Source organism: Rhizobium aethiopicum (assembly GCF_014197535.1).
GTDB lineage: Bacteria > Pseudomonadota > Alphaproteobacteria > Rhizobiales > Rhizobiaceae > Rhizobium > Rhizobium aethiopicum_A.
Map to the genome: position 1 here is coordinate 427,961 of NZ_JACIFV010000002.1, position 25,329 is coordinate 453,289.

Genomic DNA, 25,329 nt, shown 5'->3' on the forward strand with positions numbered 1-25,329 from the left:
AGCGCTTGCATCGCGGGTGGCGAAGCCCTACCTCAATCTTCGAGGCCCCGAAGGGCTGAATTTACCTTATGCAAAGGGAGAAAAACGCCATGACGACCGGAACGAACCGCATCATGGACGAGTTCGCCAAGCTGATGACCGACGCGGCAGGTGCCGCCCAGGGTGTCCGCAAGGAGATCGAGACGGCTTTCAACGCCCAGGCCGAGCGATGGTTGAACAGTATGGACGTCGTCAAGCGCGAGGAATTCGAGGCCGTGCGCGAGATGGCGATCAAGGCGCGTGATGAAAACGAGGCGCTTGCCGCCCGTATCGCGTCGTTGGAGGCCAAGCTTGCCGGCGAGGCCCACTAAATCCCCGTAGGGCGCAGATGCGGCGTTGCCTTCATGCCACACGCCGCATCTGTCATAAAAAATTCCAGGTGAGTTTTCCACCTGTGGACACTGCCAAAAAAGCCAATACGCAGAGTCGTTTAATCTCCCTTCTGAATTGAGTTTCGAAGTGCTTTCCACAGCAGGTCTGCCCTATTTTCCCTTCTGGGGGCTGGCAGGTGGCAAGGGTCATTATACACTGATTTTAAATGATGATTCGAAGCGACTTGGTAAGCTCCGGGCAGGTTATCTGCGTTAAGTCTGGCAGCGGTTCAACGATCATCCGACGGTGGTTTCCGGTATTGCGTGTGTCTTTCTTGTGTTCGTATCCCAAGCTAAGCCGCATTCGTTCCGGTCAAGAAGGTGCTGCATGAACCTGATGGAATTGGAAGTCGAGCGTCAGTCGAACCCGGTCGATATGATCGAGTACGTTGCCTCCAACAACGACTGGTCGTTCGAGCGGTCCGGCGAGGACGAGATCGCGATGACGGTCGAGGGGCGCTGGGCGGACTATCATGTTTCCTTTTCCTGGATGGAGGAATTCGAGGCGCTGCATCTTGGCTGCGCTTTCGATATCAAAGTCCCCGACATCAGGGTCAACGAGGTGGTCAAGCTGCTCTCGGCGATCAACGGGCAGGTGCTGATGGGTCATTTCGACCTCTGGCGTCAGGAAGATGTCGTCATTTTCAGGCAGTCGCTGCTGCTCGCAGGCGGCGCGGAGCCGACCAATCGCCAGGTAGAGGTGCTGCTTTCCAGCGCGCTCGACACCTGCGAAGCCTATTTCCAGGCATTCCAGTTCGTTGTCTGGTCCGGCATGGACGCGGCGAAGGCGATGGAAGCCGTGCTGTTCGAAACGGTGGGCGAGGCATAAGATGCCGGCGAAGGCTTTCTCCTCGGCAAATCCCGTCGTACTGATCGGCGCCGGAAACATGGGCGGAGCCATGCTCTCCGGCTGGCTGAAGAGCGGCGTTCCGGGTTCGGCCGTCATCGTTGTGGATCCCGGCCCCTCGTCGGCGATGCTGGCGACGATCAAGGAAGCCGGTGCGACGCATCTGACCGCGGTCCCTGCGAAATTGAAGGCAAGCGTCTTGTTCCTCGCAGTCAAGCCGCAGGTGATGGAGACGGTGTTGCCTGATGTGAAGAGCGCCGTCGGGCCGGCGACGGTCGTCGTCTCGGTCGCAGCCGGCAAGACGCTCGGTTTTCTCGAAAGACATCTCGGCAAAGCCGCCATGGTGAGAGCCATGCCGAACACGCCGGCTATGGTCGGCCGCGGTGTGACCGGGGCCTTCGCCAATTCAGGGGTCAGCGATCCGCAGCGCAAACGCGTCCATGCCCTTCTCAGCGTCTCCGGTCCGGTCGAATGGGTGCCTGCGGAGGCCGATATTGATGCCGTGACGGCGCTTTCCGGCAGTGGCCCGGCTTATGTATTCTATCTCGTCGAATGTATGGCGGAGGCAGGCCGAAAGCTCGGCCTGCAGGCGGACCTCGCCATGCGTCTTGCGCGGGAAACGGTCGCGGGGGCTGGTGAACTCTTGCACCAGTCCCCCGACGATGCTTCGCGGCTGCGGCAGAATGTGACGTCTCCCGGCGGCACGACGGCCGCGGCGCTCGCCGTGCTGATGGCCGAGAACGGCATGCAGCCCCTGTTCGACGCAGCCCTTGCGGCGGCGCGCAAGCGGGCCGAGGAACTGGCCGGCTGAGGAAGAACCACATGGCGGAAGAGATCAGCTACGCCGATTTCGAGCGTGTCGACATCCGTATCGGTACGATCATCGAAGCGAGCCCTTTTCCGGAGGCGCGCAAGCCGGCTTTCAAGTTGCTCATCGATTTCGGCCCTGAGATCGGCATCAAGAAATCCTCGGCGCAAATCACCGTGCATTATACGCTGGAAAGCCTGATTGGCCGGCAGGTACTCGGCGTCGTCAACTTCCCGCCGCGGCAGATCGGGCCATTTCGTTCGGAAGTGCTGACGCTGGGATTCGAGGACGAGAACGGCGCGATCGTGCTTGCGGCGGTCGAACAGCCGGTGCCGAACGGCATGAAGATGATGTGAGCGTGAGCACACACCATTTTGCCGGGTGCCTGATGTGTCTGCATTGGATGCTCAACGAGGCTCGATTTCCTGGAGATACGGGTTGCTTCGCCTTTCGTCGCCGATGCGGCTGCCGGGCCCGTGGCCGCAGATAAAGCCGACGTCGTCGCCAAGCGGCAGGACCTTGTCGCGGATCGAATCCAACAGCTGCTGATGATTGCCGCCCGGCAGGTCGGTCCGGCCGATCGAGCCGTTGAAGAGCACGTCGCCGAGATGGGCGAAATTCTGCGCGCGGTTGAAATAGATCACGTGGCCGGGGGCATGGCCGGGCGTGTGATAGACCTCGAATTCATGGGCGCCGAAGGAGACCGTGTCACCGTTCTTCAGCCAGCGGTCCGGCAGAACATTGCGCAATCCAGATATGCCGTATGTCGCGGCTTGGGTCTCGATGCGCTGCAGCAGCGGCAGGTCGTCCTGATGCGGGCCGACTATGTCGACGCCGAGGGCTTCCTTCAACTCCTTGGCGCCGCCGGCATGATCGAGATGACCGTGCGTCAGCCAGATTTCCTTGATGGTCAGGCCGCTTTTCTCAATCGCCTGAAGGATGAGCGGCACGTCGCCGCCCGGATCTACGACGACGCCTTCCTGGGTATCGGGATCGAAGAAGACCGTGCAGTTCTGCTGAAAGGGTGTCACCGGAATGATGCCGGCCTGGAGCATGCCCATGAGTGCCTCGCTTGGGTGTCTCGGGTGCTGAGGGTATAGTCCGAAACGGCAGCGAGGACAGCCGAAATCTTCTGCTTTTGACGCGTGTTTCACGGCAGAAAGACCAGCTGCAACACAAGTTTATAGGTCTCTTCCGCCGTTCAGCGCGTCGAGGAAATCAAATTTTATTCTGGCTTTTCAATTGCTTGTGGAAGCGTATCTGCAGGGGGCGTTTTGCCGGGGTGGGCCGCGTGGGAACATCGTGGAACGCCGCGCGTTGTCCGGCCATCGAAACCAAGGAGACGCTCACATGACCTTGAAGAGAAACATCCTGTTGGTTGGAGCCGTGCTCCTGGCGAGCGGCGGTCTGGCGCAGGCGGAGATGGTGGCCACCACGGTCAACGATCTCAACGTCCGCGCAGGTCCGGGTCCGCAATATCCGGCGGTCGGCCTTGCCACCCGCGGTTCGACCGCGGTGCTTGACGGCTGTATCGAAGGCAGCCGCTGGTGCCGTGTCGACGTCAACGGCATGCGCGGCTGGGTCTATGCGGACTATCTGCAGATGGACTACGGCGGCAACCAGGTTATCGTCGAGCAGCATCGCGCCGAGATCGGCGTTCCCGTCGTGACCTACGAGTCGACCGCCAGCGTTGTCCCGGCCGACCCGCAACCGGCGCCGGGCGATGAATTGATCGGTCCGGTTGGAGCCGTCGAAACGATCACGCCGCCGGAGACGGTGCGGACCTACATCGAGACCAATCCGACCGAGACGGTCCGGCTTGGCGGCGATGTGGTCGTCGGCGCGGAAGTGCCTGCCGACGTGACTTTCCAGACGATTCCGGACTATGAATATCGCTACACAAGGATCAACGACCGGCCCGTTCTGGTCGATCCAGGGACGCGTCGGATCGTCTACGTCTATCAGTAAGATCATCGGCAACTACCGAGGCGGTCGGCAGGCCGCCTCGTCCGGGCAATCCTCCCCGCCTTAATCCCGCAAGGGTTGACTTTCCTAGCTTTCTTTCTTTATTTGACAAAATGCTAATATTCTGAGGGTTCGGCATCTCAGAGACCGGCGTTACTTGCGCGGCCAAACTGGTGAGGACACATTCGCTGAAATCAGCCAGTTCCTCCGGCAGGATCGCGCGCGCTCGATGCCAAGCGATCCCAAACCTTCTCCGGCGCTTCACCCGCCATACCTGTTGATTGTTGTCCCCATTACGTTTTATCCACAGACGCTAGGGGAATTACTATTGCGTCGGAAGTTCCGGGCGGACCTTGGTTTCCAAAGAAGTGCCAGGGAAATTGAGAAGCCGGGCGGGCTCCCACCAAAGTTCAGCAAAGCTACTAGTCGCGTAAATTTATGTCAATAATACTGACCTATCTTTGCGGAAGTTTCCCGCAGCATGCGGAACGAGAAAGGAAATGCCGAGTGTCACGACAGACCGGTCCGAAAGCAGGCAAGCCGGAGCCGCTGGCCACGCCGATGGAAGATACGGGCGGTATCGATTTCGAGATCATCGAACTGTTCTTCTTCGCCTATCGTGACTTCGTTTCCGACCCTGACGCCATCCTCGAAAAGAGCGGCTTCGGCCGGGCGCATCACCGCGTCGTGCATTTCGTCAACCGCAATCCGGGCATGACGGTGGCTGATCTTCTCGACACACTGAAGATCACCAAGCAAAGTCTTGCAAGGGTGCTGAAACAGCTGATTGATTCGGGCTATATTCGCCAGGTGGCCGGTCCCGAGGATCGGCGGCAGCGCAAGCTTTATCCGACGAAGTCGGGGCGCGAGCTGGCGCTTGCCCTTGCAGAGCCGCAATCGCGCCGCATTGAGCGGGCATTCGAAGGAGCCTCTGCGCAGGTGCGGGAGGGCGTGAAGGCCTTCCTCAGAGGCATGCGGGACAGAAAGAAGGCGGATTGAATGGCGGTCAAGACAGGTATTTCCGACGATGCGGCGCATCTGCTGGTGGTCGACGATGACTCTCGCATCCGCGCGCTGCTCAATCGTTATCTCGCGGAGAATGGCTTTCGCGTCACTGTCGCGGCCGACGGCGCCGAGGCGCAGCGCAAACTTGCCGGTCTCGATTTCGATCTCATCATCATGGATGTGATGATGCCGGGCGAATCCGGCATCGACGTCACCCGCGGGCTTCGAGCCATCAAGAACGTGCCGATCATCATGCTGACGGCGCTGGCGGAATCGGGCAACCGCATCGAAGGCCTCGAGGCCGGCGCCGACGACTATCTCTCCAAACCCTTCGATCCGCGCGAGCTGGTCCTGCGCATCAACAATATCCTGCGCCGCAACGCCAACGGTGAGGGGCTGAAGATCGAACAGGTCATGTTCGGACCCTATACTTTCTCCTTGACCCGCAAGGAGTTAAAGAAAGCCAGCGAGGTGATCCGGCTTACCGATCGCGAGCAGGAAATCATGCTGCTCTTTGCGCGGCGCGCCGGTGACACCATCCCCCGCCACGAGCTGATCGGCAATGACACTGAGGTCGGCGAGCGGACGATCGACGTGCAGATCAACCGGCTCAGGCGCAAGATCGAGGAGGATCCGGCCAACCCCGTCTGGCTGCAGACGGTGCGCGGCATCGGATACAGGCTGAGCATCGACTAGATTTAAGAAGTGGAGCATGATGCCGATGACGTTCACACTTTCCCGCATCGTGCTCTGAACGGCCGGGACCGACGATGGTGACAATGGACAGTTTGCGGCGGGAAGACCGCGCTCCGGCGGCGGGCTGGCGCTGGATCGTCCGCTGGCTGCGGCGCCGATTGCCGACCGGACTCTACGCGCGCTCGCTGCTGATCATCATCATCCCGATGGTGCTGCTGCAATCCGTCGTCGCCGCCGTCTTCATGGAGCGTCACTGGCAAATGGTGACCGAGCGGCTGTCGCTCGCCGTCACCCGAGACATCGCCGCGATCATCGAGATCGTCGAGACCTATCCGCAGAATTCGGACTATAACGAGATCATCCGCATTGCGCGCGATCAGCTCAACCTGCAGATTTCGATCGAGCCGGACGGCGATCTGCCGCCGCCGCGCGTCAAGCCGTTCTTCTCGATCCTTGACGGCATCCTCAGCGATGAGATCACCGATGAGATTCATCGGCCCTTCTGGATCGACACGGTCGGCAACTCGAATCTCGTCGAAATCCGCATCAAGCTCGAGAACAAGATCCTGCGGGTGCTGGCCAAACGCAGCCAGACCTATGCCTCCAACACCCATATCTTCATCGTCTGGATGGTCGGCACGTCGCTGGTGCTGATCGGCATTTCGATCCTCTTCCTGCGCGGGCAGATCCGGCCGATCCTGATGCTGGCGCGGGCTGCCGAAAGCTTCGGCAAAGGGCAGAAGCCTGACAATTTCTATCCGCGCGGCGCCGACGAGGTTAGGCGCGCCGGCCTTGCCTTCATTCTGATGCGTGAACGCATCGAGCGGCAGATCGAGCAGCGGACGGCGATGCTTTCCGGCGTCAGCCACGATCTGCGCACCATTCTCACCCGCTTCAAGCTGCAACTGGCGCTCGCCGGCGACAATCCCGACCTGCATGGCCTAAACGACGACGTCAATGATATGCAGACGATGCTGGAGGCCTACATGGCCTTCGCCCGCGGCGAGGTCGAAGAGGATGTCGGCGAGCTGAAGCTCAGCGAGATCTTCGCCAAGCTGGAATCCGACTTCGTCCTGCATCGTAAAACGTTCAGCTATTCGATCGAGGGCGACGACGACATTTCCGTCAGACCGAATGCGTTCACGCGTCTCGTCACCAACCTTGCCTCGAACGCGCGCCGTTATGCCAATAGGCTCGACATCGAGGCCAAGCACAATGCCAAGTGGCTGACTGTTATCTTCGACGATGACGGGCCGGGCATTCCGGAGAAGAATCGCGAGGACGTGTTCAAGCCGTTCTTCCGGCTGGATGCGGCCCGCAACCTGGATGCATCAGGCACCGGCCTCGGTCTGGCGATCGCCCGCGATATTGCCCGCAGCCATGGCGGCAACGTCACGCTCGGCGACAGCCCGCTCGGGGGCTTACGGGCAACGATCCGTATTCCGGCCTAATTGTCCGTTGCCGTCAGCTTCACGGCCTTGCGCGAATCGAACTCATCCAGGCGCTCCACGATCCAACGCCAGAGAGTGACGACCTGCATGAGGAGGTCGCGGCCAAGCGGCGTCAATTCATATTCAACGCGCGGTGGAATCTCGGGATAGAGGGTGCGAATAATGAGGCCGTCGCTTTCGAGGGTGCGCAGCGTCTGCGTCAGCACTTTCTGGCTGATGCCCTCGATCCGCTCCATGAGGCGCGAGAAGCGTAAGGGCGCGCCGGCATCCGATAGTGCGTGCAGGATGCGCAGTGGCCATTTCGCCGCCGCCCGTTCTATCAAGGCGCGCGCCCGTGCATCCTGCTCTTCGGTCATGTTGCAGCAGAAATCGAATATGTCGCCGGCCACTTCAGTTACCTCGAGGTGTGTATAGATCATTCTGGTACCTTCTTTCGATCGGGAACAATAGGACCTACATGCTCGGGGAACCAATCAAGGAGAGGTTTCCGATGTCGAAGGTGTGGTTGATTACAGGCAGTTCGCGTGGTCTCGGCCGGGCGCTGGCGGAGGCGGTTCTGGCCGCCGGCGACAATCTATTGGCGACGGCGCGCGATCCTGCCCGGCTTGCGGATCTTTCCGGACAATATGGCAATCAGGTGCTGACGCTGGCGCTCGACGTGACCGACGAGGAAGCGGCAGCTGCCGCGGTGGAAGCTGGCGTGAAGCGGTTCGGCCGTATCGACGTGCTTGTCAACAATGCCGGCTACGGCAATGTCAGTCCGATCGAGGATACCAGCCTCGCCGATTTCCGAGCCCAGGTCGAGACCAACCTCTTCGGTACTGTTATCATGACCAAGGCGGTGATCGCCCTGATGCGCGAACAGGGTGCGGGCCATATCATCCAGTTCTCATCCGTCGGCGGCCGTATCGGACCGGCCGGACGTGGCGCCTATTCGGCAGCCAAATTTGCCGTCGAGGGCTTTTCGGAGGTGTTGTCGAAGGAAGTCGCGCCATTCGGCATCAAGGTGACAGTGGTCGAACCCGGCGGTTTCAGAACTGATTTCGCCGGTGCCTCGACGGTGCTGGCCGAGGGGCGCGCGGACTATGCGGAAGCGGTCGGCGCCACGGTGCGCTTCCAGCGTGAATATGACGGCCGTCAACCTGGCGATCCTGCCAAAGCGGCCGCCGTCGTCATTCACATTGCCGGTCTCGACCAACCGCCGCTCCGGTTGCTGCTCGGCAGTGATGCTGTGCGCAATGTCGAGAAGTCGGATGCGGCACGCATCGAGGCCGATCGGGTATGGCGCGCGGTCAGCGTCTCGACCGATTTCGAGTCGGATGCCGAGTTGCGGGCGATGCCCTGGGAGAAGAAGGCGGGCTGAACGAGGCAAAAACAAAAGCGCCGCTGGAGAGCGGCGCTTCGCGATGACGTGTTGGCAGATCAGCCGGCGGTGCAGAAGTGGCTGCGGCCATCATTGCCGATATAGGTGCCGCTGCGCGGATCGAAGGAGCGGTAGCGGTAAGAGCAGTAACGCTCCCATTGCGGCGACCAGGGCTCCACAGCCGTGCGGACGGGCGCATAGTAGCGCGGCTGCTCGACATAGCGCGGCTCTTCAACGTAGACGCGGCGCGGGGCGCGGTAGACGGGAGCGGGTTCATAGTAATCCGGCTCGTACGGCGGGTCGATGTAGCGAGGTTCATCGTAAACAGGGCCGTTATTGGCATTCGCGATAGCCGAGCCGACGATCAGGCCCGTCGCAAGCCCGACGGCGCCGCCAACCAGCGCGTCATTCCGGCGCCAATGGCGATCTCGGGCCGATGCCTCGCCGATGGCGGAGAGGGTGAGTGCGGCAGCCGTTGCCGTCAGCAAAAGAGTTTTGGCGAGCCTGTTCATAAGCGTGATACCCTAATTCCGGGAACCGAATGTCGGTTCCTTTCTCGATGACAACATTCCTACAAATCCGCAGCTGAACGAAGGCTGAACGACAAAACCCGGCATTGCTGCCGGGCTTCAACTCGAATTCGACAGCCTTGTTAAGGGCTCAGCCGGCAATCTGCAGATTGACGGCCTTGGGGCCCTTGCCGCGGCGATCCGGCTCCGTGTCGAAGCTTACCTTCTGGTTTTCCGTCAAACCGGCCAGCCCGGAGGCCTGTACGGCAGAAATGTGAACGAAGATATCGGCGCCGCCCCGGTCCGGCTTGATGAAGCCGAAGCCCTTGTCGGTATTGAAGAATTTTACAGTCCCAGTCTCGGCCATGCGTCAGGTCCTTTTCTCTCTGCCCGCCATCCACACGGGCAGCATCATAGCATTGCCTCCTTGCGGGAGGCGTTGGCAGGCAAGTCTTGAAATGTGAGAAAAAGGTCCCCTCTACCTCGGCCTGCTCCAAACAGGACTTTCGCCTGTCTTTTTCGGAACCGGCTGACCGGAATATTAGCGTTCCCGGCGCGCAAATACTTAAGGACTTCCCATGCTCGCAAAATGCCCGAACGCGCCGAGAGTGCTGCGTTTAAGGGATTTTGGCAAGCAAAAGTTTTTTAACGTGTCCTTGCGGGCACACTGCAGCCGACATCTGGTTTACGCAAAAACGCAAAATTTCCGCCGCGAATGGGAGATGATTAACGATTTATATCGCCCGCAATGTAAGTTTCGGGCAGATTTTGCCAAAAATGCAACGTAAACGGGCTTTCGGGATCCGTTGAAATTTTTTTCAAATCCGGCATCCACCCATATTTGGACGCATGTTCAGATGGCCGGCAGGCGGCGACGAACAAAGCCGGGGACGATCTCGACTACAAGCATAGCGATAAACATTAGCGCACAACCTGTATATCCCATAGCCGGCATCGACTCACCGAGAATCAGGGCTGCGAGCGATGCGCCGAAGAGCGCTTCGGATGATAGGAAGATTGCCGCCTGCGACGGCGTCGTGTAGCGCTGGGCGATCACCTGCAGGACGAAGGCCAGACCGGACGAGAAGATGCCGACATAAAGGATCTCAGGTCCTGCGGCCCAAATCGCCGAAAGGCTGATCGGTTCGACCGCCGCGGCAATGGCCAGCGCGCAGACCGTGGTGACGGCAAATTGCGTGGCGGCCAGCGCGAGCGGCCTTCCACTCTCGGAGACGGTCGTGCCGGCAAGGGTGATCTGGATCGCCCAGAAGACGGCGCAGACCACGGTCAGGAGATCGCCTGAGGTGAGCGCCGAGAGCTGACCGCCGGACAGGAGATAGATGCCGGCGAGCGCCGTCAGCGCACCTGGCCAGATGATCCAATGCGGGGCACGGCGCAGGAAGAACACGGCAATGAGCGGCACGAAGACGACATAGAGGCCGGTGATGAAGCTGGAATTCGTTACCGTCGTCGTCTGCAGGCCGACCTGCTGGGTGGCGGCACCGCTGAAAAGGGCAAGACCCGTGAGGACGTAGAGCCTGGCATGGCGCGCGCTGGTCTTCACCTCTGCTTTGCGCGCTTCCAGAAGAACGAAAGGCAAGACGGCCAATGTGGCGACGGCAAAACGCAAGGCGATGAACCAGAAGGGGCCGATCGCCTTCATCGCCGTCGACTGCGCGACGAAGCCGCCGCCCCAGATGGCGGCGGCAAGCAACAGGAGGAGGTTCGCCTGAATGCGCGTCATGTCGTCCTCGAGGGGGAAGGGAGATCTGTCCGAGCGGTTAGCAGTTGCGGTTCCTCCAGGCAAGCACGAAGACTTTGACGGGTCGATCTATTACCTTAACCGCAAAGCAGATCACGTGACTGTGGAGCGAAGGATCGCAACCGTAGTAATGCCGGCCGATTGCTGATTTTGTACATGATCAAGCCAGCATCATGGGCGGATAACGGGAGCGCGTATTTTATGGGTGGAAAATATTTGAAGTTCATTGTGCTGTGCGGACTTTTGGCACTTGCCACAGAACCAGCGGATGCCCGCGATGCTGTAAAAAGCGGAACTGTAGAGCGCAGTGGTTCGAAGTTCAGCTATCTCGTTACCGCTTTAGGTCCGAACAGCCGCAGAATTGAAGTCACTCATAACGGGAAGAAATACACAGGCCCGCTGGCCGAAATGTCTTTTCGTGACCGGCATTTGCAGGTTTTCGAGATGGTGGCGATTTTGATCAAGGACAGCTGCCGGAACGGTGTTTCCTCGCTCGGAAATATTTGGTTGAGCAAGGATCCGGAGCAAGACAAGGATCCCGACGCCAGGCATCCTCAGTACTTCATCTGGGAATATAGCTGTAAGTAGACGCTTGAGCCTGGCGAGATCTCAACCATTGTTGGCTTGCGCCCGCGAGACCCTGAGCAGCGCGCCGTCGTCCTCGTCCGTCACCATCAGCAGCGCGCCGTCGGGCGCCACGATGACGTCGCGGATGCGGCCGTAATCGCCTTCGAACAAGCGCTCTTCGGCGACGAAGGCGCCGCTCTCGTCGCGCTGCATGCGTGAGAGTAGCTGGAATTTCAGCGCCGCGACGAGGAAGTCGCCGTCCCATTCCGGGAACATGGCGCCGCGATAGACGGCGAGCGCGCCGGGCGCGATCGAAGGATCCCAATAGTGCAGCGGCTGCTCCAGCCCTCTTTTGGTGGTGCCTTCGCCGATCTCGGCGCCCGAATAGTCACGGCCGTAGGTGATGATCGGCCAGCCATAATTCTTGCCCGCTTCGATCCGATTGATCTCGTCGCCGCCGCGTGCGCCATGCTCGACGGTATAAAGCTTGCCGACCTTGGCATCGAAAGAGATGCCCTGCGGGTTCCGGTGGCCCTTCGACCAGATCTCTGGCAGCGCCTTGCCGCCGTCCTTGAACGGATTGTCGGCGGGGATGCTGCCGTCGGCATTGATGTGGACGATCGAGCCGGCATCGTCCTGCCAGTCCTGCGAGCGGTCGCGGTCGCCGCGGTCGCCGACGCTGATGAACAGTGTGCCGTCACGGGCGACCGCGATGCGCGCGCCATATTGAATGTTGCCCGATGTGAAGCGCTTCATGGTGAAAATCGGCGTCACCGCCTCAAGCGTCTTTTCGTCGGCGGACAGCGTCGCGCTGAAGGCCTCGGTCCCGGAGCCCTGCCTGTTGGCGATGGCGGCGGTGAAATAGAGCTTTCTGCTCGTGGCAAAGTCCGTGGCAAGCGCCACGTCCATAAGACCGCCCTGGCCGCGGGCATTCACTTTGGGCACGTTGCCGATCGGCTTGGAAAGCTTGCCATTGCGAATGATACGCATGCGGCCCGGCCGCTCGGTGACGAGATAGGCGCCGTCAGGCAACACTTCGACCGCCCAGGGGTGTTCGAGACCATCGGCCAGTTTTTCGACGCGAACCGCAGGACCTTGCGTGTTGACGGAATCGGCCGCATTGGCCGGTGTGGCGCCGAACAGAACCAGCGCCGCGGCGAAATGGAAGGCGGATATTCTCGTCATTTGCTTCCCCGTCGTCTCTCCATCCGGAACGTGGAGGGGCAGGGCAGAGCTTCAAGCCTCAGTCTGTCTGTAATAACGGCTTTGTGTTTGCCGGTTGAACGGAGCCGATCGCGCTACCATCGACTAGTTCGGCTTCGAGGATGTAGCGCAGCGGCCCGCGTTCCGTCGCATCGAAGGGCCAGCAGGTGGTCAGTACGAGGCGGCGGCCATCGGAGGAGGGGTCGATGCCGCTCGCGTCCCAGGGGGCAATGCGGCCTTCGCCGGCTTTGAAGGTCAATAGCTTGCCGTCGCGGCGGGTAACTTCGATCGTATCGCCTGGCCTTATATATTGCAGCCAGCGGAAATGGGTGTCGCGATGGGCGGCGATGATGGAGGTGCCTTCGTCGCCCGGCTGCGGTGTATTGGCGAGCCAGGCGGGACCGAAGGCGAGCGCTTCGCCGGAGGCGCCGGAAAGCACGATCACCTCCTTGCCGAGGCGCGGCGCACGCACCCTGGCTTCCGTGGTGAAATCGGCCCAGGGCCAGGGTTTCGTCTCCTTGCCGCTCAGTTCGGCGGCAAAAGCACGCTTCAGCAGGACTTGCGAGATTTCCGCCTTCGCCTTCAGCAGAAAACCGTCGCCGATCAGCGCAAGGCCGTAGAAGGCGAGACCGGCAATGGCGAAGGCGATCGTCTTTTCGATCGGCGAAAGACGCCAGAGGAAGAAACCCTTTCTCCTTCGCGCCTTCGGCATGTCGTGGGCCGTGGCGGCGGCCATGGCGAGTTCCAGATAGGTCGGAAGCGGCTCGAATTCGACCGCTTCCTCAGCGTTGCTAGAAACCATCGCGCTTGGCTCCGGCCGAGACGAGACCCTTGAGGCGGCGGCGCCAGATGGCGAGCCCACTCGCCGCCGCCAGCGCCAGCAGCAGCATGGTGAGCCCGCGCATGATCTGCTCGTCGGCGCGTGTCGCCGTCTGCGGCAGGTTCACGGTCGAGCTCTTCTGCGCGATCAGCGTGGCGGCTTTCGCCGTCGGCGCCGCGGCCATCAAGTTGGCGATCTCGGGCGATGCGGCGAGATCCTGCGTTGCGGCTGCCGCCCGTTGCGGTTCGGCGCTTCCATCAGGCGTGGCCGCGCCGTGGCGTTCGGCGCCGCCAGACGGGATAGCATTTTCGCCGAAGACCTTTGCGAAGTCCCAGCCTTCGGGCAGGTTGAGCGGCAGCTTCGCCGAGCCGAGCGGTTCGGTTGCCGGACGCGACGGCGTGATGTCGACGGCGACCAGACTGGTGACGCGCGAGACGAGGTGGTGGGCGAGCGCCACCGTCTCAATGTTCTTGTCGAGTGCGGCGGGATCCTGGCGCTCATAGGCGCGGGCCTCGAAATCCTCGATTTTGCGTCGCGCCCAGAGCTTGGAAATGCCGTTGCCGTCTGCGGCATTAGCGATATCCATCTCGACGCGCCAGGGCTGGTTGCCTGTCTTGCCGACGATCTGCAGCTTTCCGGTAGGCTTTTCCTGCGGCAATTCCGCCGTCAGAACGACGGGCTCGCCGCTATAGAGGTCGGGCATCGGGTTCGGCGTGATATCCTCGGCTTCGATGCCTTCGAAGGTCGCGGCGATATCGGTCATTGCGGGGTTCTGCAGCTTGGCGAAGAGTTCGCTCATGCGGCTTGCCACCTGATCGGTCGAGCCGATCTGGGTGAAGGTGCCGCGGCCGACCTCGGCGGCTTTGGTCATGAAATAAGTGTTCGGCGCCGAGCCGATGCCGACGGTGAAGACGCGGGCATCGCCGCGGTTTGTGGTGATTTCCTGGAAGAGCTGTTGTTCGTTGCCGATCGCGCCATCCGTCAGGAATACGACCTGGCGCAGCGATCCGCTTGCGACCGGGCCTTGGTTGCGAAGCGCATCCTCGAGCGCCGGCAGCATTTCCGTGCCGCCATCGGCGGTCAGGCCCCTGACGTAAGCGATGGCCTTTTCGCGATTATCAGGCGTAGCAGCGACGAGACCGTTGAAATAATCGGTCATGGTGTCGTCGAAACGGATGACGTTGAAACGGTCGCCGGGGTTCAGCCTGGAGATGGCAAGTGCCAGGCTCTGCTTTGCCTGCTCGATCGACTGGCCGGACATGGAGCCGGAATTGTCGATGACGAAGACCACCTCGCGTTTCGGCGGCGCCGCCGCATCCGGTGCCGTGGGCGGGGTGACGAAAGCGAGCAGATAGGTCTTGCCATCAATGACTTCGCGGAAGAGGCCCGCGCTCGGCATATTGCCGGGGGCTGCCTTCCAGGTGAGCTCAAAATCCTTGTCGGCGGGTACAGCATCGCCCTTCAGTCTGATCGTCCTTGAGTGGTCGCCATCCTGCCGGATATCGATCTCGTGGAAGGACGACTTCACGTCACCGAGCGGGAAGCCGGCCTTGAGATTGACGGTCAGCGAGATCGGATTGATTTTGGCATTCTCGCGCGGATCGAGCACCGGGGCTTCGATCTTCTCACGATTTTCCACCGGGTCGCTCGGTGTCGCGAAGCCGGCGCCGTTGTTGAATTCGACGGTCTGGACGATCGGCGCCGGATTGTAGCGCGGCGCGACGACCATCGGGAAACGCAGCGAGAATTCGCCGCCGGACTGGTGGACGGTCTGCTGATATTCGATCTGCACGACGATCTCTTCGCCGGGGCCGATATTGGCGACCTGGTTGGTGAAGATGTTTGGCCGCTGCTGTTCGAGCAGCGCCGTCTTCTTGCCCTCGGCCTTGGCCTGCTCGTAGATCTCTCGGGCCTCCTGGTGCGGCTTGATCTGGCCTTCGACGAAGCGTTCGCCGATCTGCATTTTCAGCGCGTCGACGGCGGAATTGTCCGGCAGCGGGAAGACGTAGGTGCCCTCGACCCAGCCCTGGCTCGGGTTCCGGAAACGTTGGGTGACCTTCACCCTGGCGATCGGGCCGGAGACATCGATTGCGACGTCGGTCTTCAGCCGCGGCGCTTCGACATAGAAGCCCGGTTCCTTCGACGGGAAGAGCAGCGAGCCGTTGTTGACGTCGTTCGGCCGCACAAGCGCCGCGAGCTGGCCGGATGCCTGCCGCGTCTCGGCGCGGGCGGTGGAGGCCAGCCCCAGCATCGCGGCGATGCAGGCGACAAAGGCGGTGACGGCGACAAGACATGAAATGGAGATCCGGCGCATGCGCATGCGCCCGATGGCGAACTCATCTTCCAGAAACATTGGCCTACCCTCAATAACCAATTTTGGATGAGCGAATGATGCAGCTTCGATCTCGGCGCGCTCGCGACCGAATTGCGGCGGCGTGCGGCATTTGTTGCGGCTTATTCGTGGCGATGACGAAATCCGACGATCTCTCTGATTTCAAAAGACGAAAAACAGAATCGTCGTCACGGCGAAAGCACCGCGATCGAGCCATGTCCTGTCCAAAGCCCATGGCCTCAGACTGTCGCGACGTTCATGGACGGGTGATTCTGTAGACCAGCAAATCGTTCGAATCCACAAGCTTGGTTGCCGTCTTGTCCAGATAATCGATGACGCCAACATGATGCTCGACGAACCGCCGATTCTGCTGGTCGGTGGCGTTCTTGGCAACGCCGAACAGATCCGCGCCTTGCGCGCGCAGTTCGTCGAGCTGCGCGATCGCAGTGGCCTCATCCGCGACGAATGTCGACCAATCGGCGTCGCCTCCGCCCGGTGGGAACACCCAGCCGCGCGCCCTGCTGTAGTAGACTGCGACGGGGTCGCCGACGTCGGGCGCGATGGCGACGACGAGATCGCCCGGTTGCGTCAACCGCGCCAGTTCCTCGCCAAGCAGTTTGCCCTTCGTGGCGACGGGCTTCTTCATCGTCCTGACGAGGGGCAGGGTCGACCAGGCAAGCGCCACGGCCACGATGCAGATGGCGCGGAGCGCCACAGCCGGCTTTAGAACTGTTCTCGAGGAAAGCGTTGCCAGGAGAAGCGCGCCGCGGCCGCAGAATATCGCGAGCGGCACATGGAAGATGTGGAAGTTCCAAACATTGGCGGTGATTTCGCCCGCCGCCGCCAGATAGAGGATCATCGCCGCTGCCATCCATACATAGGGAATGGTCGAAAGTGCGCGTTGCTTCAGGTCTTCGACGGATCTCGGCGGTATCCACAAGCCGACCGCCGACAGCATCAAGAATGGATAGCCGTAGAACCACAAGACCGCCGTGTTCCACGCGGATTTGAAATAAAACCTGTTCTTGACGTATGCCCAGAATCCGTGATCCCAGATGTAGCCGCCGCTGCCGGCGATATGATATGGCGGATAGTTGCGGCCGAGATAAATGGCCCAGCTGTAATAAGAGGCGATGATGGCTAGGCTTAAAAGCCCCCAAACGAAGACCACGGTTGCCTGCTTCTGCTTCTTCTCTAGAATCCAGCAAACCATCAAATAAAAGACGACGGCCCCCGCGACGAGGCCTGGCGGCTTTGACAGTGCGCCGAGCGAGACGCTCGCCGTGGCGAGCGGCAAGAGCCAGCCGCTGCCGCCGGCCCAGTACTTGACGAACAGCCAGACGCCAAGCGTCGCCAGGGCCAGCATTGCCGGATCGGGAAGAAACGAGCTGTCGATCATGATCGCCGCCGGCATCAGCGCGTAGGCAAGCGCCGCCGCATGGGCGTGCATCTCGCCCCAGCATAGCGCGGTGACCCTATGCAGCGAAAACACCGTCACCAGACCGAAGAAAGCCGCTACCACGCGGCCGAACCAGTCGTGCCAGCCGAAGAGCTGGTAGAGCAGGGCTGTGACATAGCTGATGATCTGGAACTCGCGGCCCTGATAACTTGGCCCGGGCCCGGTCCAGCTGACCTCCGGAAAGAAGATGTTCCAGCTGCGCTGCTGGAAATTGTCCGCCATCATCGCGGTGCTGATCTCGCGCCAGCTGAAACCGTCGACCAGCGGCAAGGTGATCTTGTGGAACCTGAAGACGATGGCAATAAACAGGATCCCGAGCAAAATCGCCGTATGGACGCTCAGATAGTTGCGGGCAGCCATGTTCCGGCCGGTGGCCTGCTGCTGGTATTGCTGTCCCTCTGGCTGGTTCAATTCCCGGACGTCCGCCATTCTAACCGTGCCCTCCCTGACGCCCGATACGCGCCGCCATTGGATCGGGAGGAAGATTAGGCTGAGCTAAATCCCGCCGCAAGCGCACTTGGCTGCGGAACGGTTCCACCGTTCGCTGCAAGCCTCGCCGAAATGGAAAGCGGGCCAGCCCGCCGGCGCGGCCAAACGATGAATAAGAATCATTGCCCCATCACGCCTTTGCCCTTGAAATGCCGTCATACATTGGACATAGAGCTAAACGCAGAACTCCGGTCCCGGCTTTCTGCCCGTTTCAACCAATAGGACCGATATCATGGCCTTCCTTGCCGATGCTCTTTCTCGTGTGAAGCCTTCAGCCACCATCGCCGTTTCCCAGAAAGCGCGTGAGCTGAAAGCGAAAGGACGCGACGTCATTGGTCTCGGCGCGGGCGAGCCGGATTTCGATACGCCCGACAATATCAAGAAGGCCGCCATCGACGCGATCAACCGCGGCGAGACGAAGTACACGCCGGTTTCCGGTATTCCTGAGCTGCGCAAGGCGATCGCCGCCAAGTTCAAGCGCGAGAACGGTCTCGAATATTCCTGGGAGCAGACGATCGTCGGCACCGGCGGCAAGCAGATCCTGTTCAACGCCTTCATGGCGACGCTGAACCCCGGCGACGAAGTCGTCATCCCGGCGCCCTACTGGGTTTCCTATCCCGAGATGGTGGCGCTCTGCGGCGGCACGCCGGTTTTCGTTTCGGCCACCCAGGAGCATAACTTCAAGCTCCAGGCCGCCGATCTCGAAAAGGCGATCACGCCGAAGACCAAGTGGTTCATCTTCAACTCGCCGTCCAACCCGACGGGCGCGGCCTATACGCATGCCGAGTTGAAGGCGCTGACCGATGTGCTGATGAAGCATCCGCATGTCTGGGTGCTGACGGACGACATGTATGAGCACCTGACCTATGGCGACTTCAAATTCGTCACGCCCGTCGAAGTCGAGCCGAAGCTCTACGACCGCACGCTGACGATGAACGGCGTTTCCAAGGCCTATGCCATGACCGGCTGGCGTATCGGTTATGCCGCCGGGCCGATCCAGCTCATCAAGGCGATGGACATGATCCAGGGTCAGCAGACCTCGGGTGCGACGTCGATCGCCCAATGGGCGGCTGTCGAGGCGCTGAACGGCACGCAGGACTTCATCCCGGCGAACAAGAAGATTTTCGAAGGCCGCCGCGACCTCGTCGTCTCCATGCTGAACCAGGCCAAGGGTATCGCCTGCCCGGTGCCGGAAGGCGCCTTTTACGTTTATCCGTCCTGCGCCGGCCTGATCGGCAAGACGGCGCCGTCGGGCAAGGTCATCGAGACAGATGAGGATTTCGTTTCCGAGCTTCTGGAATCGGAAGGCGTCGCCGTCGTTCACGGCTCCGCCTTCGGCCTCGGCCCAAATTTCCGGATCTCCTATGCGACATCGGAAGATCTGCTTGAGGAAGCCTGCCGCCGCATCCAGCGCTTCTGCGGCGCTTGCAAGTAGGCTTGTCGCCATCATATCGATCGAAGGCCTGCCGGTGACGGCGGGCCTTTTATTTATCCGGCGTTGGCTGCTGCTGGCGCAGTGCAAGGTCGAAGGTTTGCAGCTTGCCATCGTCGACCGGCTGCTCGTCGATCATCCTTTGGCGCTGCGGCTATAGCTCACATTCCGATTCAACGCGTTGCTGCATTGAATCCGCTTCGCCTCGCAAGTCGTTGAATTCCGATTCAAAACGTGACGCGGAGTGCCGGTGGGGCGGGTGATCTGCGGTTGCGGGCGGCCGCCAAACCAACTAGATATCCGGCATCAAGTTCAATTTGCCGCTTCGGGGGGCCGGATTTTGCAGCTTAGTGCCGTCATCGTCTGTTCTGACGTTAACATGCTCCCGGCCGCCTGCTGCACTCTGCTTTCCGTCAACCGCAATCTTACGAATGCTAATGTAGAGTTCCTGCTTCTCGGCATCGACCTCAAGCCGCACGAGGTCGCCGAGGTCGATAATTTTGGGCGGCTTCACGGTATGGCGATCAGGGTATTGCCCTATAAGACGCCCGACACCGGCCTTCAGGCGCGGGGCCGCTGGTCCGCCGCCACGCTGGCGCGGCTCTATATGGATCGGGATATACCAGACCATATCGAGCGCCTGCTTTACCTCGATGCCGACGTGCTCGCGGTGGCTTCCGTCGACGAGCTCTTCACGCGGGATCTCCAAGGCAAGGCGCTCGCCGCCGTCGACGACTACGTCATGGCCTTTCCTGAGAAGGCCGGGGCACGGCAGCGCAAGATCGGCATGGGCGAGGGCGGTCGCTACTTCAATGCCGGCGTGCTGCTGTTCGACTGGTCGGCCTGCCGGGCGAGGGGGCTTTTCGCCAGGACCCGGGAAGTCTTCGAGGAGCGGTCGCATCTGTTCGAGAATAACGACCAGGATGCGTTGAACGTCACTTTCGACCGCGACTGGCTGGTGCTCGATCCGCGCTGGAATACACAGACGGGCCTGCTGCCTTTCGTCGATCGGCCGGCCATCTTTCATTTTACCGGCCGCAAGAAGCCGTGGCAGGCGAACGTCCCCTGGGTGCACCGGCGGATGGCCAATCGTTATGCCGAGGATCTTCGCAACACGCCTTGGGCTTCCTTCTGCAGGCAGCCGTCGATGACGGGCCGAGTGGCGGGCTTCCTCTCGCATGTGGGAAAGCAGATCGGCGGGCTGACGCGGCTTGCCCGGATGCGCGCCTATTTCAGCAACAGCTAGTCGGGCGGGCGGAGCGCGTCATCCTTGGAAAGTGCATGTGAGGCGATATGGAAGCAATCCCCAGCGATAACAAGGCTATGACCGCTCCGGACGGCGGCTTCAATTTCCTGACGCCGGAAGCGTGGAAGGCGCTGTTGTCGGGCTACTCCCATATCGTGTTGGTAGCAAACAGTGAGGCGGTCGACCTCGAACGGCTGCGGAGCGAATTGCCGGAGACAGCGCTCTACGTCTTCTTCAACAAGGTCTACAAGGTGCTCGACGAACCCTTCGTCGGCCATTCCATGCTGGTTGCCCGCAGCGATGTGATGGGCGCCCATATCGTCCACCGGCGCGAGGCGGCGGATGTCTTGCGCTTCTTTGGCGGCGACGAGTTCCTCGGCGTCGTCAACATCCGGGTCTCCGTCGAGGAAAATCTCAGTGAAGAGAGCCGCTTCGAAGGCGCTAAGGCTCGGCACCTCGATCTGACGCAAATGCTCGCCGACCTCTATCCGATCGGCAAGATCGCGACGAGCGGCTTTGCGGTAGCGTTGTGGCTCGCCGATCTGCAGTTGCCGGGCAAGGTCTTGCTTGCCGGCTTTTCGGCGAAGCGGAGCGAGAAGTGGAAGGTGTTCGACGTGCACGATTGGACGTTCGAGCAGATCTTCCTGCGTCTCTTTGCGCGCATGGGTTCGATCTCGATGATGGGCGGCGTCGATGCCAGCCCCTATTCGGCGCTTGCCAAACGGTTTCCTGAGGTGCCGCCGATCGAGATCGCGATGACTGCGGCTGAGGTCTTGTCGGAGCGGCTCGACAATACGAACAGCCAGATCGACAGGCTGATGTCCATCACCAAATTCATCCGCGCCGTCGACAATTTCTTTCGGCGGTTCAAACCGAAAACCCGCAAGCAGCGTTTTCTCGAAAAGTCGAAGGGATGACTGTCGCAGGCCTTTGCTAACAGGCGCGGGTGGCCAAGAAAGCTGTTGCCGATACTGGCGATCAAGGTGGACAATGGAACAACAGAACGTCCGAATATTTGTGGGATTCGATCCCAAGGAAGTGGTCGCCTACCACGTTCTCGTGCAGAGTATCATCGAGAAGTCTTCGATCCCGGTCGAGTTCTCGCCCATTGCGCTCTCCAACCTTGGCGGGATTTTCACCCGCCAGCGCAACGCGCTGCAATCGACGGAGTTCTCCTTCTCGCGTTTCCTGACACCCTATCTCAGCGGTTACGAGGGCTGGAGCATCTTCATGGATTGCGACATGCTGATGCGTGCCGATATAGCCGAGCTTTGGGCATTGCGCGACGGGCGTTACGCCGTCATGTGCGTCAAACACGATTATCAGCCGAAGATCGACACCAAGTTCCTCGGCCAGACGCAGACCAAGTACGAAAAGAAGAACTGGTCGAGCTTCATCCTCTTCAACAACGACAAATGCCGCGCGCTGACGCCCGACTACGTCAATACCGCGACCGGGCTGCAACTGCATCAGTTCAAATGGCTGGAGAATGAAGACCTCATCGGCGGATTACCGGTGACATGGAATTACCTCGTCAATGAATACGACTACCGCGAAGACGCCAAGAACGTCCATTTCACCGATGGCGGGCCGTATTTCGAGGAATACAAGAACGACGATTACGCCGAGGAATGGTTCGCAGCCCGTGAACGCCTGCTCTTCGCCCAACAGCCCGCCTAAACAGACTGTTCCTTCCCTTCCTCCGCGGGGAGGGAGCCCTCAGAGCCCCAGAGCCGTCAGCATGACGAAGGTGGCGAAGAGGATGAAATGTGTCATGCCCTCGATGGCGTTTGTCTCGCCGTCATTGAGGTTGATCGCCGCGGCAATCAAGGTGATCGTCACCATCACCGTCTGCACCGGGGTCATCGCCATGATGAAGGGCTGGCCGGTATAGAGCGCGATCGCTTCCATCACGGGCACCGTCAGGATCACCGTCGATAGCGAGGCGCCCATGGCGATGTTGACGGTTGCCTGCATCCGGTTCTTGAGCGCCGCTCGCAAAGCGGTCAGGATTTCGGGGGCGGCCGAAATCGCCGCGACGACGACGGCCGTCACCGCGATCGGTGCGCCGCTGTCGCGCAAGCCTTCGGTCATGAAGGCCGACATGAATTCCGCCAGCAGGCCTATGATGACGACGCCGACGAGGATGGTGGCGATCGAGACGGCGGCCGGTCCGTTGATGCCGTGTTCGTCGCGACTTTCCTTCTTCCGCTCGGAGCGCGGGTAGCTGTAGCTGAAGAAATAGCTGTGCTGGCCGACCTGCATGCGCAGGAAGAGGCCGTAGAGAGCGATCATCGCGACAATGGTGAAGGCGGAGTAATAATGCCACCGATCTCGCGGCACGAATTCCGGCACGATCATCGAAATGCCCATGGCGGTGAGGATCATCACGCCATAGGTCTTGCCCGAATTGTCGTTGTAGGGCTGCTCCCCGTGCTTGAGGCCACCCAGAAGGGCAGCGAGGCCGAGGATGCCGTTGATATCGAGCATCAGGGCCGAATAGATCGTGTCGCGCACCAGCGTTGGAGAGCTTTCGCCGCTCATCATGATGGCGAGAATGATGACTTCGACGGCGAGGGCCGAAAGTGTCAGGATCATCGTGCCGTAGGGATCGCCGACTTTGACGGCGAGCAGTTCGGCATGATAGGCGACGCGGATCGAAGCGAGCACGATGGTGGCGACGAGTGCTGCGGCGGCGATGAGCGCCAGGCCGCGCCCCATCTCCATGACTGTATGCTCCAGAAGATAGGCGGTCACCGCGACGACGAGTGCAGTGACCAGAAACCTCTCCTCTTTAAGGCGTGACGCGATGCCCAAATCTCAGCTCCCGTTGCGATTCACGCCTTTTAACTAAGTCACTGATTTCGGATGGGAAGCACGCGGCGGCACTCTGCTATTTGCAGTCTTCGGCGTTTAATGGAATACTGACGCCATCGGGGCCGGAAAGCAGATCGCGGCGTCCTCGAATTCTCGTCACGCGGCCGCGATGATCCGGACCCTGTCCGGAAGCATGCGAATGCGCAACAAGATGATGAGGAGACGGATGCATGATCAAGGTGGTCTATGAAGTCGTGCCGCATGACGGCGGTTGGGCCTACAGGCTGGGAGGCGTCTATTCCGAGGCATTCCCGACCCATGCCGAGGCGCTCGAAGCTGCGCGCATCGTCGCGGCCGAACAGCAGGTCGGGGGCGATTCCGCCGAGATCAGCTGGCAGGACGAAAACGGCAAATGGCATGAGGAATATGCCGAAGGCGGTGACCGGCCGGAAACCGAGGTGGTCGACGGCTTATGGCAGGAGCGATCGGCTGGAGCCTCGCAGAGCGCCGGACGTCAACCCTAAAGCGCGTCGCGAGCTTTCAGATTCGCTTGCTGCGCTTTGGGCCTTTGTTTTGCGCACGCCGTTATCGCAAAATCGCGCACACTTTTGCGCGACATGCTTTAGCCCCTCAATGCCCGCGTGACGATCGTGTCGACAAATTCGCGTTTCTCGGCGGTATAGCGATCGCCGTCCATTCTGAATTCGGCTGCCAGTCTGCGTTTGAGCGCGGCATAATCGGCCGCTGCCTCGGGATGTGCGATGAGATAATCCCGGAAAGCCAGCCTGTTTCGATGCGTGCCGTTGCCGGCCGGGCAAAGGTATACCCGCTCCGCCGGCGCCGAACCTCTCGACAAGAATGCCCAGACCTCGTCATCGTAGCGATTGCCGCGCGGCTCGTAGTTTTCCGAGAGAAGCACCTGCGTCGCAGGCTCGATCTGCTCCAGACCGGAAAGAACGATGTCGATATCGATGAGCGGCTTGGCGGTCATACCAGGTATGGCCGTGCTGCCGACGTGATCGATGGCGAGCGCCTGCGGCAGCAAAGCCAGCAGCTTGGCTCGGATGCGCTGGAAAGCTTCCGGCCATTCCCTATCGTAGCTCACGAGTTCAACCGGCTTGTGCATCGTTATCTCCCTCCGATGCGAGATTGCTCATGATTCTCACCAAAAATCGATTTCGCTTTTCTGCTTACGCGCCGGTCGAGTGATGATGGTAGGTCCGGAGGCCCTTGACCAGCGCGTCGAACGTGGCGCGGCAGCGCGGTGAGGTCTTCAGGCTTTCGTGCATGACCACCCATGTGCCAAGCGGAATCTCGAACGCATCGGGAAGGACATGCACGAGGTCGGGGTTTTCTCGGGCCAGTCCGATCTGGCAGGGACCGATGCCGACCCCGGCGCGGATTGCGGAGAGCTGGGCAAGATTGCTGTCGGTCCTGTAGGAGAATTTGATGCCCTCGGACGCCGGATAGCGCTTCATCACCATGCGGACGTAGGCCGTCTGCCGGTCGAAGCCGATGAGCCGGTGGTTGGCGAGGTCCGCCATGGTTTGCGGAATGCCGTGCCGTTCGAGATAGCGGCGGTGGGCATGGAAGCCGATCGGGATGTCGCCGATGCGGCGCACGATGAGAGCATCCTGCTGCGGCTCGGCCATGCGTACGGCGATATCGGCCTCGCGATTTACCAGATCTTCGATCGCATCGGATGCCGAGAGCTCGATGTGAAGTTCGGGATAGGCTTCCTGCAGCGGCCCGAGAATCCGAGGCAGGATCTCGACGGCGACGACCTCGCTGGCGCTGACCCTCACCGTTCCGGCTACCCTCTCTCGCTCGCCGGATGCCGTGCGCAAAAGGGCGGCGGCGGTTGCCGCCAGTGTTTCGGCATAGGGTGTCAGCGCCTGTGCGGCGTCGGTCGGCACGAGGCCGTTCGGCGACCGGATGAAAAGTTCGGCGCCGATCGCCTGTTCCAGAGCGTCGACATGGCGGCCTATGGTCGGCTGGGTCAGCCCCAGTTCGCGCGCAGCGGCCGAAAGCGACCCTTGCTGAAGCACGGTCAGGAAACTGCGGTAGAAATCCCAGCTTGGTTCGAGAGCCATATGTTTTTGTATAGCTGATCCACTTATTTCGTCAATTTTGTTTATCTGAGAGCAG

Annotated in this window: 27 protein-coding genes and 1 pseudogene; 16 read left to right on the plus strand and 12 right to left on the minus strand. The window is 60.7% G+C overall.

Annotated features, from left to right (window positions below):
• Positions 1-89 precede the first annotated feature (89 nt).
• The 4 genes from GGD53_RS05165 (at position 90) to GGD53_RS05180 (ending at position 2,421) form a co-directional block, all read left to right on the plus strand.
• Positions 90-350 (plus strand): accessory factor UbiK family protein, encoded by a 261-nt coding sequence (locus GGD53_RS05165; protein ID WP_184454181.1) that lies wholly within the window; start codon positions 90-92, stop codon positions 348-350.
• A gap of 388 nt (positions 351-738) precedes the next feature.
• Positions 739-1,239 carry a YbjN domain-containing protein gene (locus GGD53_RS05170; RefSeq protein WP_004680153.1) on the plus strand — a complete coding sequence of 167 codons (501 nt, stop codon included), beginning with the start codon at positions 739-741 and terminating at the stop codon, positions 1,237-1,239.
• 1 nt (position 1,240) lies between these two features.
• Positions 1,241-2,068 (plus strand): pyrroline-5-carboxylate reductase, encoded by an 828-nt coding sequence (proC, locus tag GGD53_RS05175; RefSeq protein WP_184454183.1) that lies wholly within the window; start codon positions 1,241-1,243, stop codon positions 2,066-2,068.
• 11 nt (positions 2,069-2,079) lie between these two features.
• A complete protein-coding gene (locus GGD53_RS05180) occupies positions 2,080-2,421 on the plus strand; it encodes a tRNA-binding protein (protein ID WP_184454185.1) in 342 nt (113 codons plus the stop codon).
• 51 nt (positions 2,422-2,472) lie between these two features.
• Here GGD53_RS05180 and GGD53_RS05185 read toward each other — a convergent pair whose 3' ends face one another.
• Positions 2,473-3,126 carry an MBL fold metallo-hydrolase gene (locus GGD53_RS05185; protein WP_184454187.1) on the minus strand — a complete coding sequence of 218 codons (654 nt, stop codon included), beginning with the start codon at positions 3,124-3,126 and terminating at the stop codon, positions 2,473-2,475.
• A 289-nt stretch (positions 3,127-3,415) separates the two neighbouring features.
• On the opposite strand from GGD53_RS05185, the gene GGD53_RS05190 reads away from it, so the two are divergent.
• The 4 genes from GGD53_RS05190 to GGD53_RS05205 all read left to right on the plus strand — a co-directional run bounded on the left by GGD53_RS05190 (position 3,416) and on the right by GGD53_RS05205 (position 7,182).
• Positions 3,416-4,033 (plus strand): DUF1236 domain-containing protein, encoded by a 618-nt coding sequence (locus GGD53_RS05190; RefSeq protein WP_184454189.1) that lies wholly within the window; start codon positions 3,416-3,418, stop codon positions 4,031-4,033.
• A 504-nt stretch (positions 4,034-4,537) separates the two neighbouring features.
• Positions 4,538-5,029 (plus strand): MarR family winged helix-turn-helix transcriptional regulator, encoded by a 492-nt coding sequence (locus tag GGD53_RS05195; protein ID WP_064804038.1) that lies wholly within the window; start codon positions 4,538-4,540, stop codon positions 5,027-5,029.
• The gene (locus GGD53_RS05200) at positions 5,030-5,731 is read left to right on the plus strand and encodes a response regulator (RefSeq protein WP_011426251.1); all 702 of its coding nucleotides are present in this window, start codon (positions 5,030-5,032) and stop codon (positions 5,729-5,731) included.
• Between the two features lie 74 nt (positions 5,732-5,805).
• The gene (locus GGD53_RS05205; RefSeq protein WP_184454191.1) at positions 5,806-7,182 is read left to right on the plus strand and encodes an ATP-binding protein; all 1,377 of its coding nucleotides are present in this window, start codon (positions 5,806-5,808) and stop codon (positions 7,180-7,182) included.
• Here GGD53_RS05205 and GGD53_RS05210 read toward each other — a convergent pair.
• A complete protein-coding gene (locus tag GGD53_RS05210) occupies positions 7,179-7,601 on the minus strand; it encodes a winged helix-turn-helix transcriptional regulator (RefSeq protein WP_085778894.1) in 423 nt (140 codons plus the stop codon). The two genes, GGD53_RS05205 and GGD53_RS05210, sit on opposite strands and share 4 nt — an antisense overlap.
• A gap of 71 nt (positions 7,602-7,672) precedes the next feature.
• Here GGD53_RS05210 and GGD53_RS05215 point away from each other — a divergent pair, with 71 nt between their 5' ends.
• Positions 7,673-8,545, plus strand: a complete 873-nt coding sequence (locus GGD53_RS05215; RefSeq protein WP_184454193.1) for an oxidoreductase — start codon at positions 7,673-7,675, stop codon at positions 8,543-8,545.
• Between the two features lie 59 nt (positions 8,546-8,604).
• Here the strand turns inward: GGD53_RS05215 and GGD53_RS05220 are convergent, their stop codons facing one another.
• From GGD53_RS05220 to GGD53_RS05230, 3 genes are all read right to left on the minus strand, one after another.
• A complete protein-coding gene (locus tag GGD53_RS05220; protein WP_011426247.1) occupies positions 8,605-9,057 on the minus strand; it encodes a BA14K family protein in 453 nt (150 codons plus the stop codon).
• 148 nt (positions 9,058-9,205) lie between these two features.
• On the minus strand, positions 9,206-9,421 hold the full coding sequence (locus GGD53_RS05225) for a cold-shock protein (RefSeq protein ID WP_003561293.1): 216 nt from the start codon (positions 9,419-9,421) through the stop codon (positions 9,206-9,208).
• A gap of 486 nt (positions 9,422-9,907) precedes the next feature.
• Positions 9,908-10,798, minus strand: a complete 891-nt coding sequence (locus GGD53_RS05230; RefSeq protein WP_184454195.1) for a DMT family transporter — start codon at positions 10,796-10,798, stop codon at positions 9,908-9,910.
• A gap of 174 nt (positions 10,799-10,972) precedes the next feature.
• Between GGD53_RS05230 and GGD53_RS05235 the strand changes: the two genes are divergently transcribed.
• Positions 10,973-11,404: a hypothetical protein gene (locus GGD53_RS05235; RefSeq protein ID WP_246717700.1), complete on the plus strand. Its 432-nt coding sequence runs from the start codon at positions 10,973-10,975 to the stop codon at positions 11,402-11,404.
• Between the two features lie 21 nt (positions 11,405-11,425).
• Here the strand turns inward: GGD53_RS05235 and GGD53_RS05240 are convergent, their stop codons facing one another.
• The 4 genes from GGD53_RS05240 to GGD53_RS05255 form a co-directional block, all read right to left on the minus strand.
• Complete coding sequence (locus tag GGD53_RS05240; RefSeq protein WP_184454197.1) at positions 11,426-12,568, minus strand: PQQ-dependent sugar dehydrogenase; 1,143 nt, start codon at positions 12,566-12,568, stop codon at positions 11,426-11,428.
• A gap of 58 nt (positions 12,569-12,626) precedes the next feature.
• Entirely contained in the window at positions 12,627-13,388 is a 762-nt protein-coding gene (locus GGD53_RS05245; protein WP_184454199.1) for a class GN sortase, read from the minus strand.
• On the minus strand, positions 13,378-15,759 hold the full coding sequence (locus tag GGD53_RS05250; RefSeq protein ID WP_184454201.1) for a marine proteobacterial sortase target protein: 2,382 nt from the start codon (positions 15,757-15,759) through the stop codon (positions 13,378-13,380). The genes GGD53_RS05245 and GGD53_RS05250 overlap by 11 nt, the downstream gene beginning before the upstream one ends.
• Positions 15,760-15,994: 235 nt before the next feature.
• Positions 15,995-17,626 (minus strand): ArnT family glycosyltransferase, encoded by a 1,632-nt coding sequence (locus GGD53_RS05255; RefSeq protein WP_184454203.1) that lies wholly within the window; start codon positions 17,624-17,626, stop codon positions 15,995-15,997.
• Positions 17,627-17,918: 292 nt separating this feature from the next.
• Between GGD53_RS05255 and GGD53_RS05260 the strand changes: the two genes are divergently transcribed.
• The 5 genes and pseudogenes from GGD53_RS05260 to GGD53_RS05280 all read left to right on the plus strand — a co-directional run bounded on the left by GGD53_RS05260 (position 17,919) and on the right by GGD53_RS05280 (position 22,044).
• Complete coding sequence (locus tag GGD53_RS05260; RefSeq protein ID WP_184454205.1) at positions 17,919-19,121, plus strand: pyridoxal phosphate-dependent aminotransferase; 1,203 nt, start codon at positions 17,919-17,921, stop codon at positions 19,119-19,121.
• A gap of 67 nt (positions 19,122-19,188) precedes the next feature.
• Positions 19,189-19,278: pseudogene (locus GGD53_RS05265) on the plus strand (PIN domain nuclease); the annotation flags it as partial.
• A 180-nt stretch (positions 19,279-19,458) separates the two neighbouring features.
• A complete protein-coding gene (locus tag GGD53_RS05270) occupies positions 19,459-20,364 on the plus strand; it encodes a glycosyltransferase family 8 protein (RefSeq protein ID WP_184454207.1) in 906 nt (301 codons plus the stop codon).
• 47 nt (positions 20,365-20,411) lie between these two features.
• Complete coding sequence (locus GGD53_RS05275) at positions 20,412-21,281, plus strand: 3-deoxy-manno-octulosonate cytidylyltransferase (protein ID WP_184454209.1); 870 nt, start codon at positions 20,412-20,414, stop codon at positions 21,279-21,281.
• A 73-nt stretch (positions 21,282-21,354) separates the two neighbouring features.
• The gene (locus GGD53_RS05280; RefSeq protein WP_184454211.1) at positions 21,355-22,044 is read left to right on the plus strand and encodes a glycosyltransferase; all 690 of its coding nucleotides are present in this window, start codon (positions 21,355-21,357) and stop codon (positions 22,042-22,044) included.
• A gap of 39 nt (positions 22,045-22,083) precedes the next feature.
• Here the strand turns inward: GGD53_RS05280 and GGD53_RS05285 are convergent, their stop codons facing one another.
• A complete protein-coding gene (locus GGD53_RS05285) occupies positions 22,084-23,181 on the minus strand; it encodes a calcium:proton antiporter (protein ID WP_184454213.1) in 1,098 nt (365 codons plus the stop codon).
• 230 nt (positions 23,182-23,411) lie between these two features.
• On the opposite strand from GGD53_RS05285, the gene GGD53_RS05290 reads away from it, so the two are divergent.
• Positions 23,412-23,705 (plus strand): DUF2188 domain-containing protein, encoded by a 294-nt coding sequence (locus GGD53_RS05290; protein ID WP_184454215.1) that lies wholly within the window; start codon positions 23,412-23,414, stop codon positions 23,703-23,705.
• 98 nt (positions 23,706-23,803) lie between these two features.
• Here the strand turns inward: GGD53_RS05290 and GGD53_RS05295 are convergent, their stop codons facing one another.
• Both GGD53_RS05295 and GGD53_RS05300 read right to left on the minus strand, forming a co-directional pair.
• The gene (locus tag GGD53_RS05295; protein ID WP_184454336.1) at positions 23,804-24,313 is read right to left on the minus strand and encodes a GrpB family protein; all 510 of its coding nucleotides are present in this window, start codon (positions 24,311-24,313) and stop codon (positions 23,804-23,806) included.
• A gap of 58 nt (positions 24,314-24,371) precedes the next feature.
• Positions 24,372-25,274 carry a LysR family transcriptional regulator gene (locus GGD53_RS05300; protein ID WP_184454217.1) on the minus strand — a complete coding sequence of 301 codons (903 nt, stop codon included), beginning with the start codon at positions 25,272-25,274 and terminating at the stop codon, positions 24,372-24,374.
• Positions 25,275-25,329 lie beyond the last annotated feature (55 nt).

Bases quoted from the DNA above. Each gene is read 5' to 3' on its own strand.
- GGD53_RS05300 (WP_184454217.1), bottom strand. From the start codon at position 25,274: ATGGCTCTCGAACCAAGCTGGGATTTCTACCGCAGTTTCCTGACCGTG.
- GGD53_RS05225 (WP_003561293.1), bottom strand. From the start codon at position 9,421: ATGGCCGAGACTGGGACTGTAAAATTCTTCAATACCGACAAGGGCTTC.
- GGD53_RS05215 (WP_184454193.1), top strand. From the start codon at position 7,673: ATGTCGAAGGTGTGGTTGATTACAGGCAGTTCGCGTGGTCTCGGCCGG.
- GGD53_RS05170 (WP_004680153.1), top strand. From the start codon at position 739: ATGAACCTGATGGAATTGGAAGTCGAGCGTCAGTCGAACCCGGTCGAT.
- GGD53_RS05185 (WP_184454187.1), bottom strand. From the start codon at position 3,126: ATGGGCATGCTCCAGGCCGGCATCATTCCGGTGACACCCTTTCAGCAG.
- GGD53_RS05205 (WP_184454191.1), top strand. From the start codon at position 5,806: ATGGTGACAATGGACAGTTTGCGGCGGGAAGACCGCGCTCCGGCGGCG.
- GGD53_RS05240 (WP_184454197.1), bottom strand. From the start codon at position 12,568: ATGACGAGAATATCCGCCTTCCATTTCGCCGCGGCGCTGGTTCTGTTC.
- GGD53_RS05280 (WP_184454211.1), top strand. From the start codon at position 21,355: ATGGAACAACAGAACGTCCGAATATTTGTGGGATTCGATCCCAAGGAA.
- GGD53_RS05220 (WP_011426247.1), bottom strand. From the start codon at position 9,057: ATGAACAGGCTCGCCAAAACTCTTTTGCTGACGGCAACGGCTGCCGCA.
- GGD53_RS05290 (WP_184454215.1), top strand. From the start codon at position 23,412: ATGATCAAGGTGGTCTATGAAGTCGTGCCGCATGACGGCGGTTGGGCC.
- GGD53_RS05235 (WP_246717700.1), top strand. From the start codon at position 10,973: ATGATCAAGCCAGCATCATGGGCGGATAACGGGAGCGCGTATTTTATG.
- GGD53_RS05210 (WP_085778894.1), bottom strand. From the start codon at position 7,601: ATGATCTATACACACCTCGAGGTAACTGAAGTGGCCGGCGACATATTC.
- GGD53_RS05275 (WP_184454209.1), top strand. From the start codon at position 20,412: ATGGAAGCAATCCCCAGCGATAACAAGGCTATGACCGCTCCGGACGGC.
- GGD53_RS05255 (WP_184454203.1), bottom strand. From the start codon at position 17,626: ATGGCGGACGTCCGGGAATTGAACCAGCCAGAGGGACAGCAATACCAG.
- GGD53_RS05230 (WP_184454195.1), bottom strand. From the start codon at position 10,798: ATGACGCGCATTCAGGCGAACCTCCTCCTGTTGCTTGCCGCCGCCATC.
- GGD53_RS05180 (WP_184454185.1), top strand. From the start codon at position 2,080: ATGGCGGAAGAGATCAGCTACGCCGATTTCGAGCGTGTCGACATCCGT.
- GGD53_RS05165 (WP_184454181.1), top strand. From the start codon at position 90: ATGACGACCGGAACGAACCGCATCATGGACGAGTTCGCCAAGCTGATG.
- GGD53_RS05245 (WP_184454199.1), bottom strand. From the start codon at position 13,388: ATGGTTTCTAGCAACGCTGAGGAAGCGGTCGAATTCGAGCCGCTTCCG.
- GGD53_RS05260 (WP_184454205.1), top strand. From the start codon at position 17,919: ATGGCCTTCCTTGCCGATGCTCTTTCTCGTGTGAAGCCTTCAGCCACC.
- GGD53_RS05200 (WP_011426251.1), top strand. From the start codon at position 5,030: ATGGCGGTCAAGACAGGTATTTCCGACGATGCGGCGCATCTGCTGGTG.
- GGD53_RS05190 (WP_184454189.1), top strand. From the start codon at position 3,416: ATGACCTTGAAGAGAAACATCCTGTTGGTTGGAGCCGTGCTCCTGGCG.
- proC (WP_184454183.1), top strand. From the start codon at position 1,241: ATGCCGGCGAAGGCTTTCTCCTCGGCAAATCCCGTCGTACTGATCGGC.
- GGD53_RS05250 (WP_184454201.1), bottom strand. From the start codon at position 15,759: ATGTTTCTGGAAGATGAGTTCGCCATCGGGCGCATGCGCATGCGCCGG.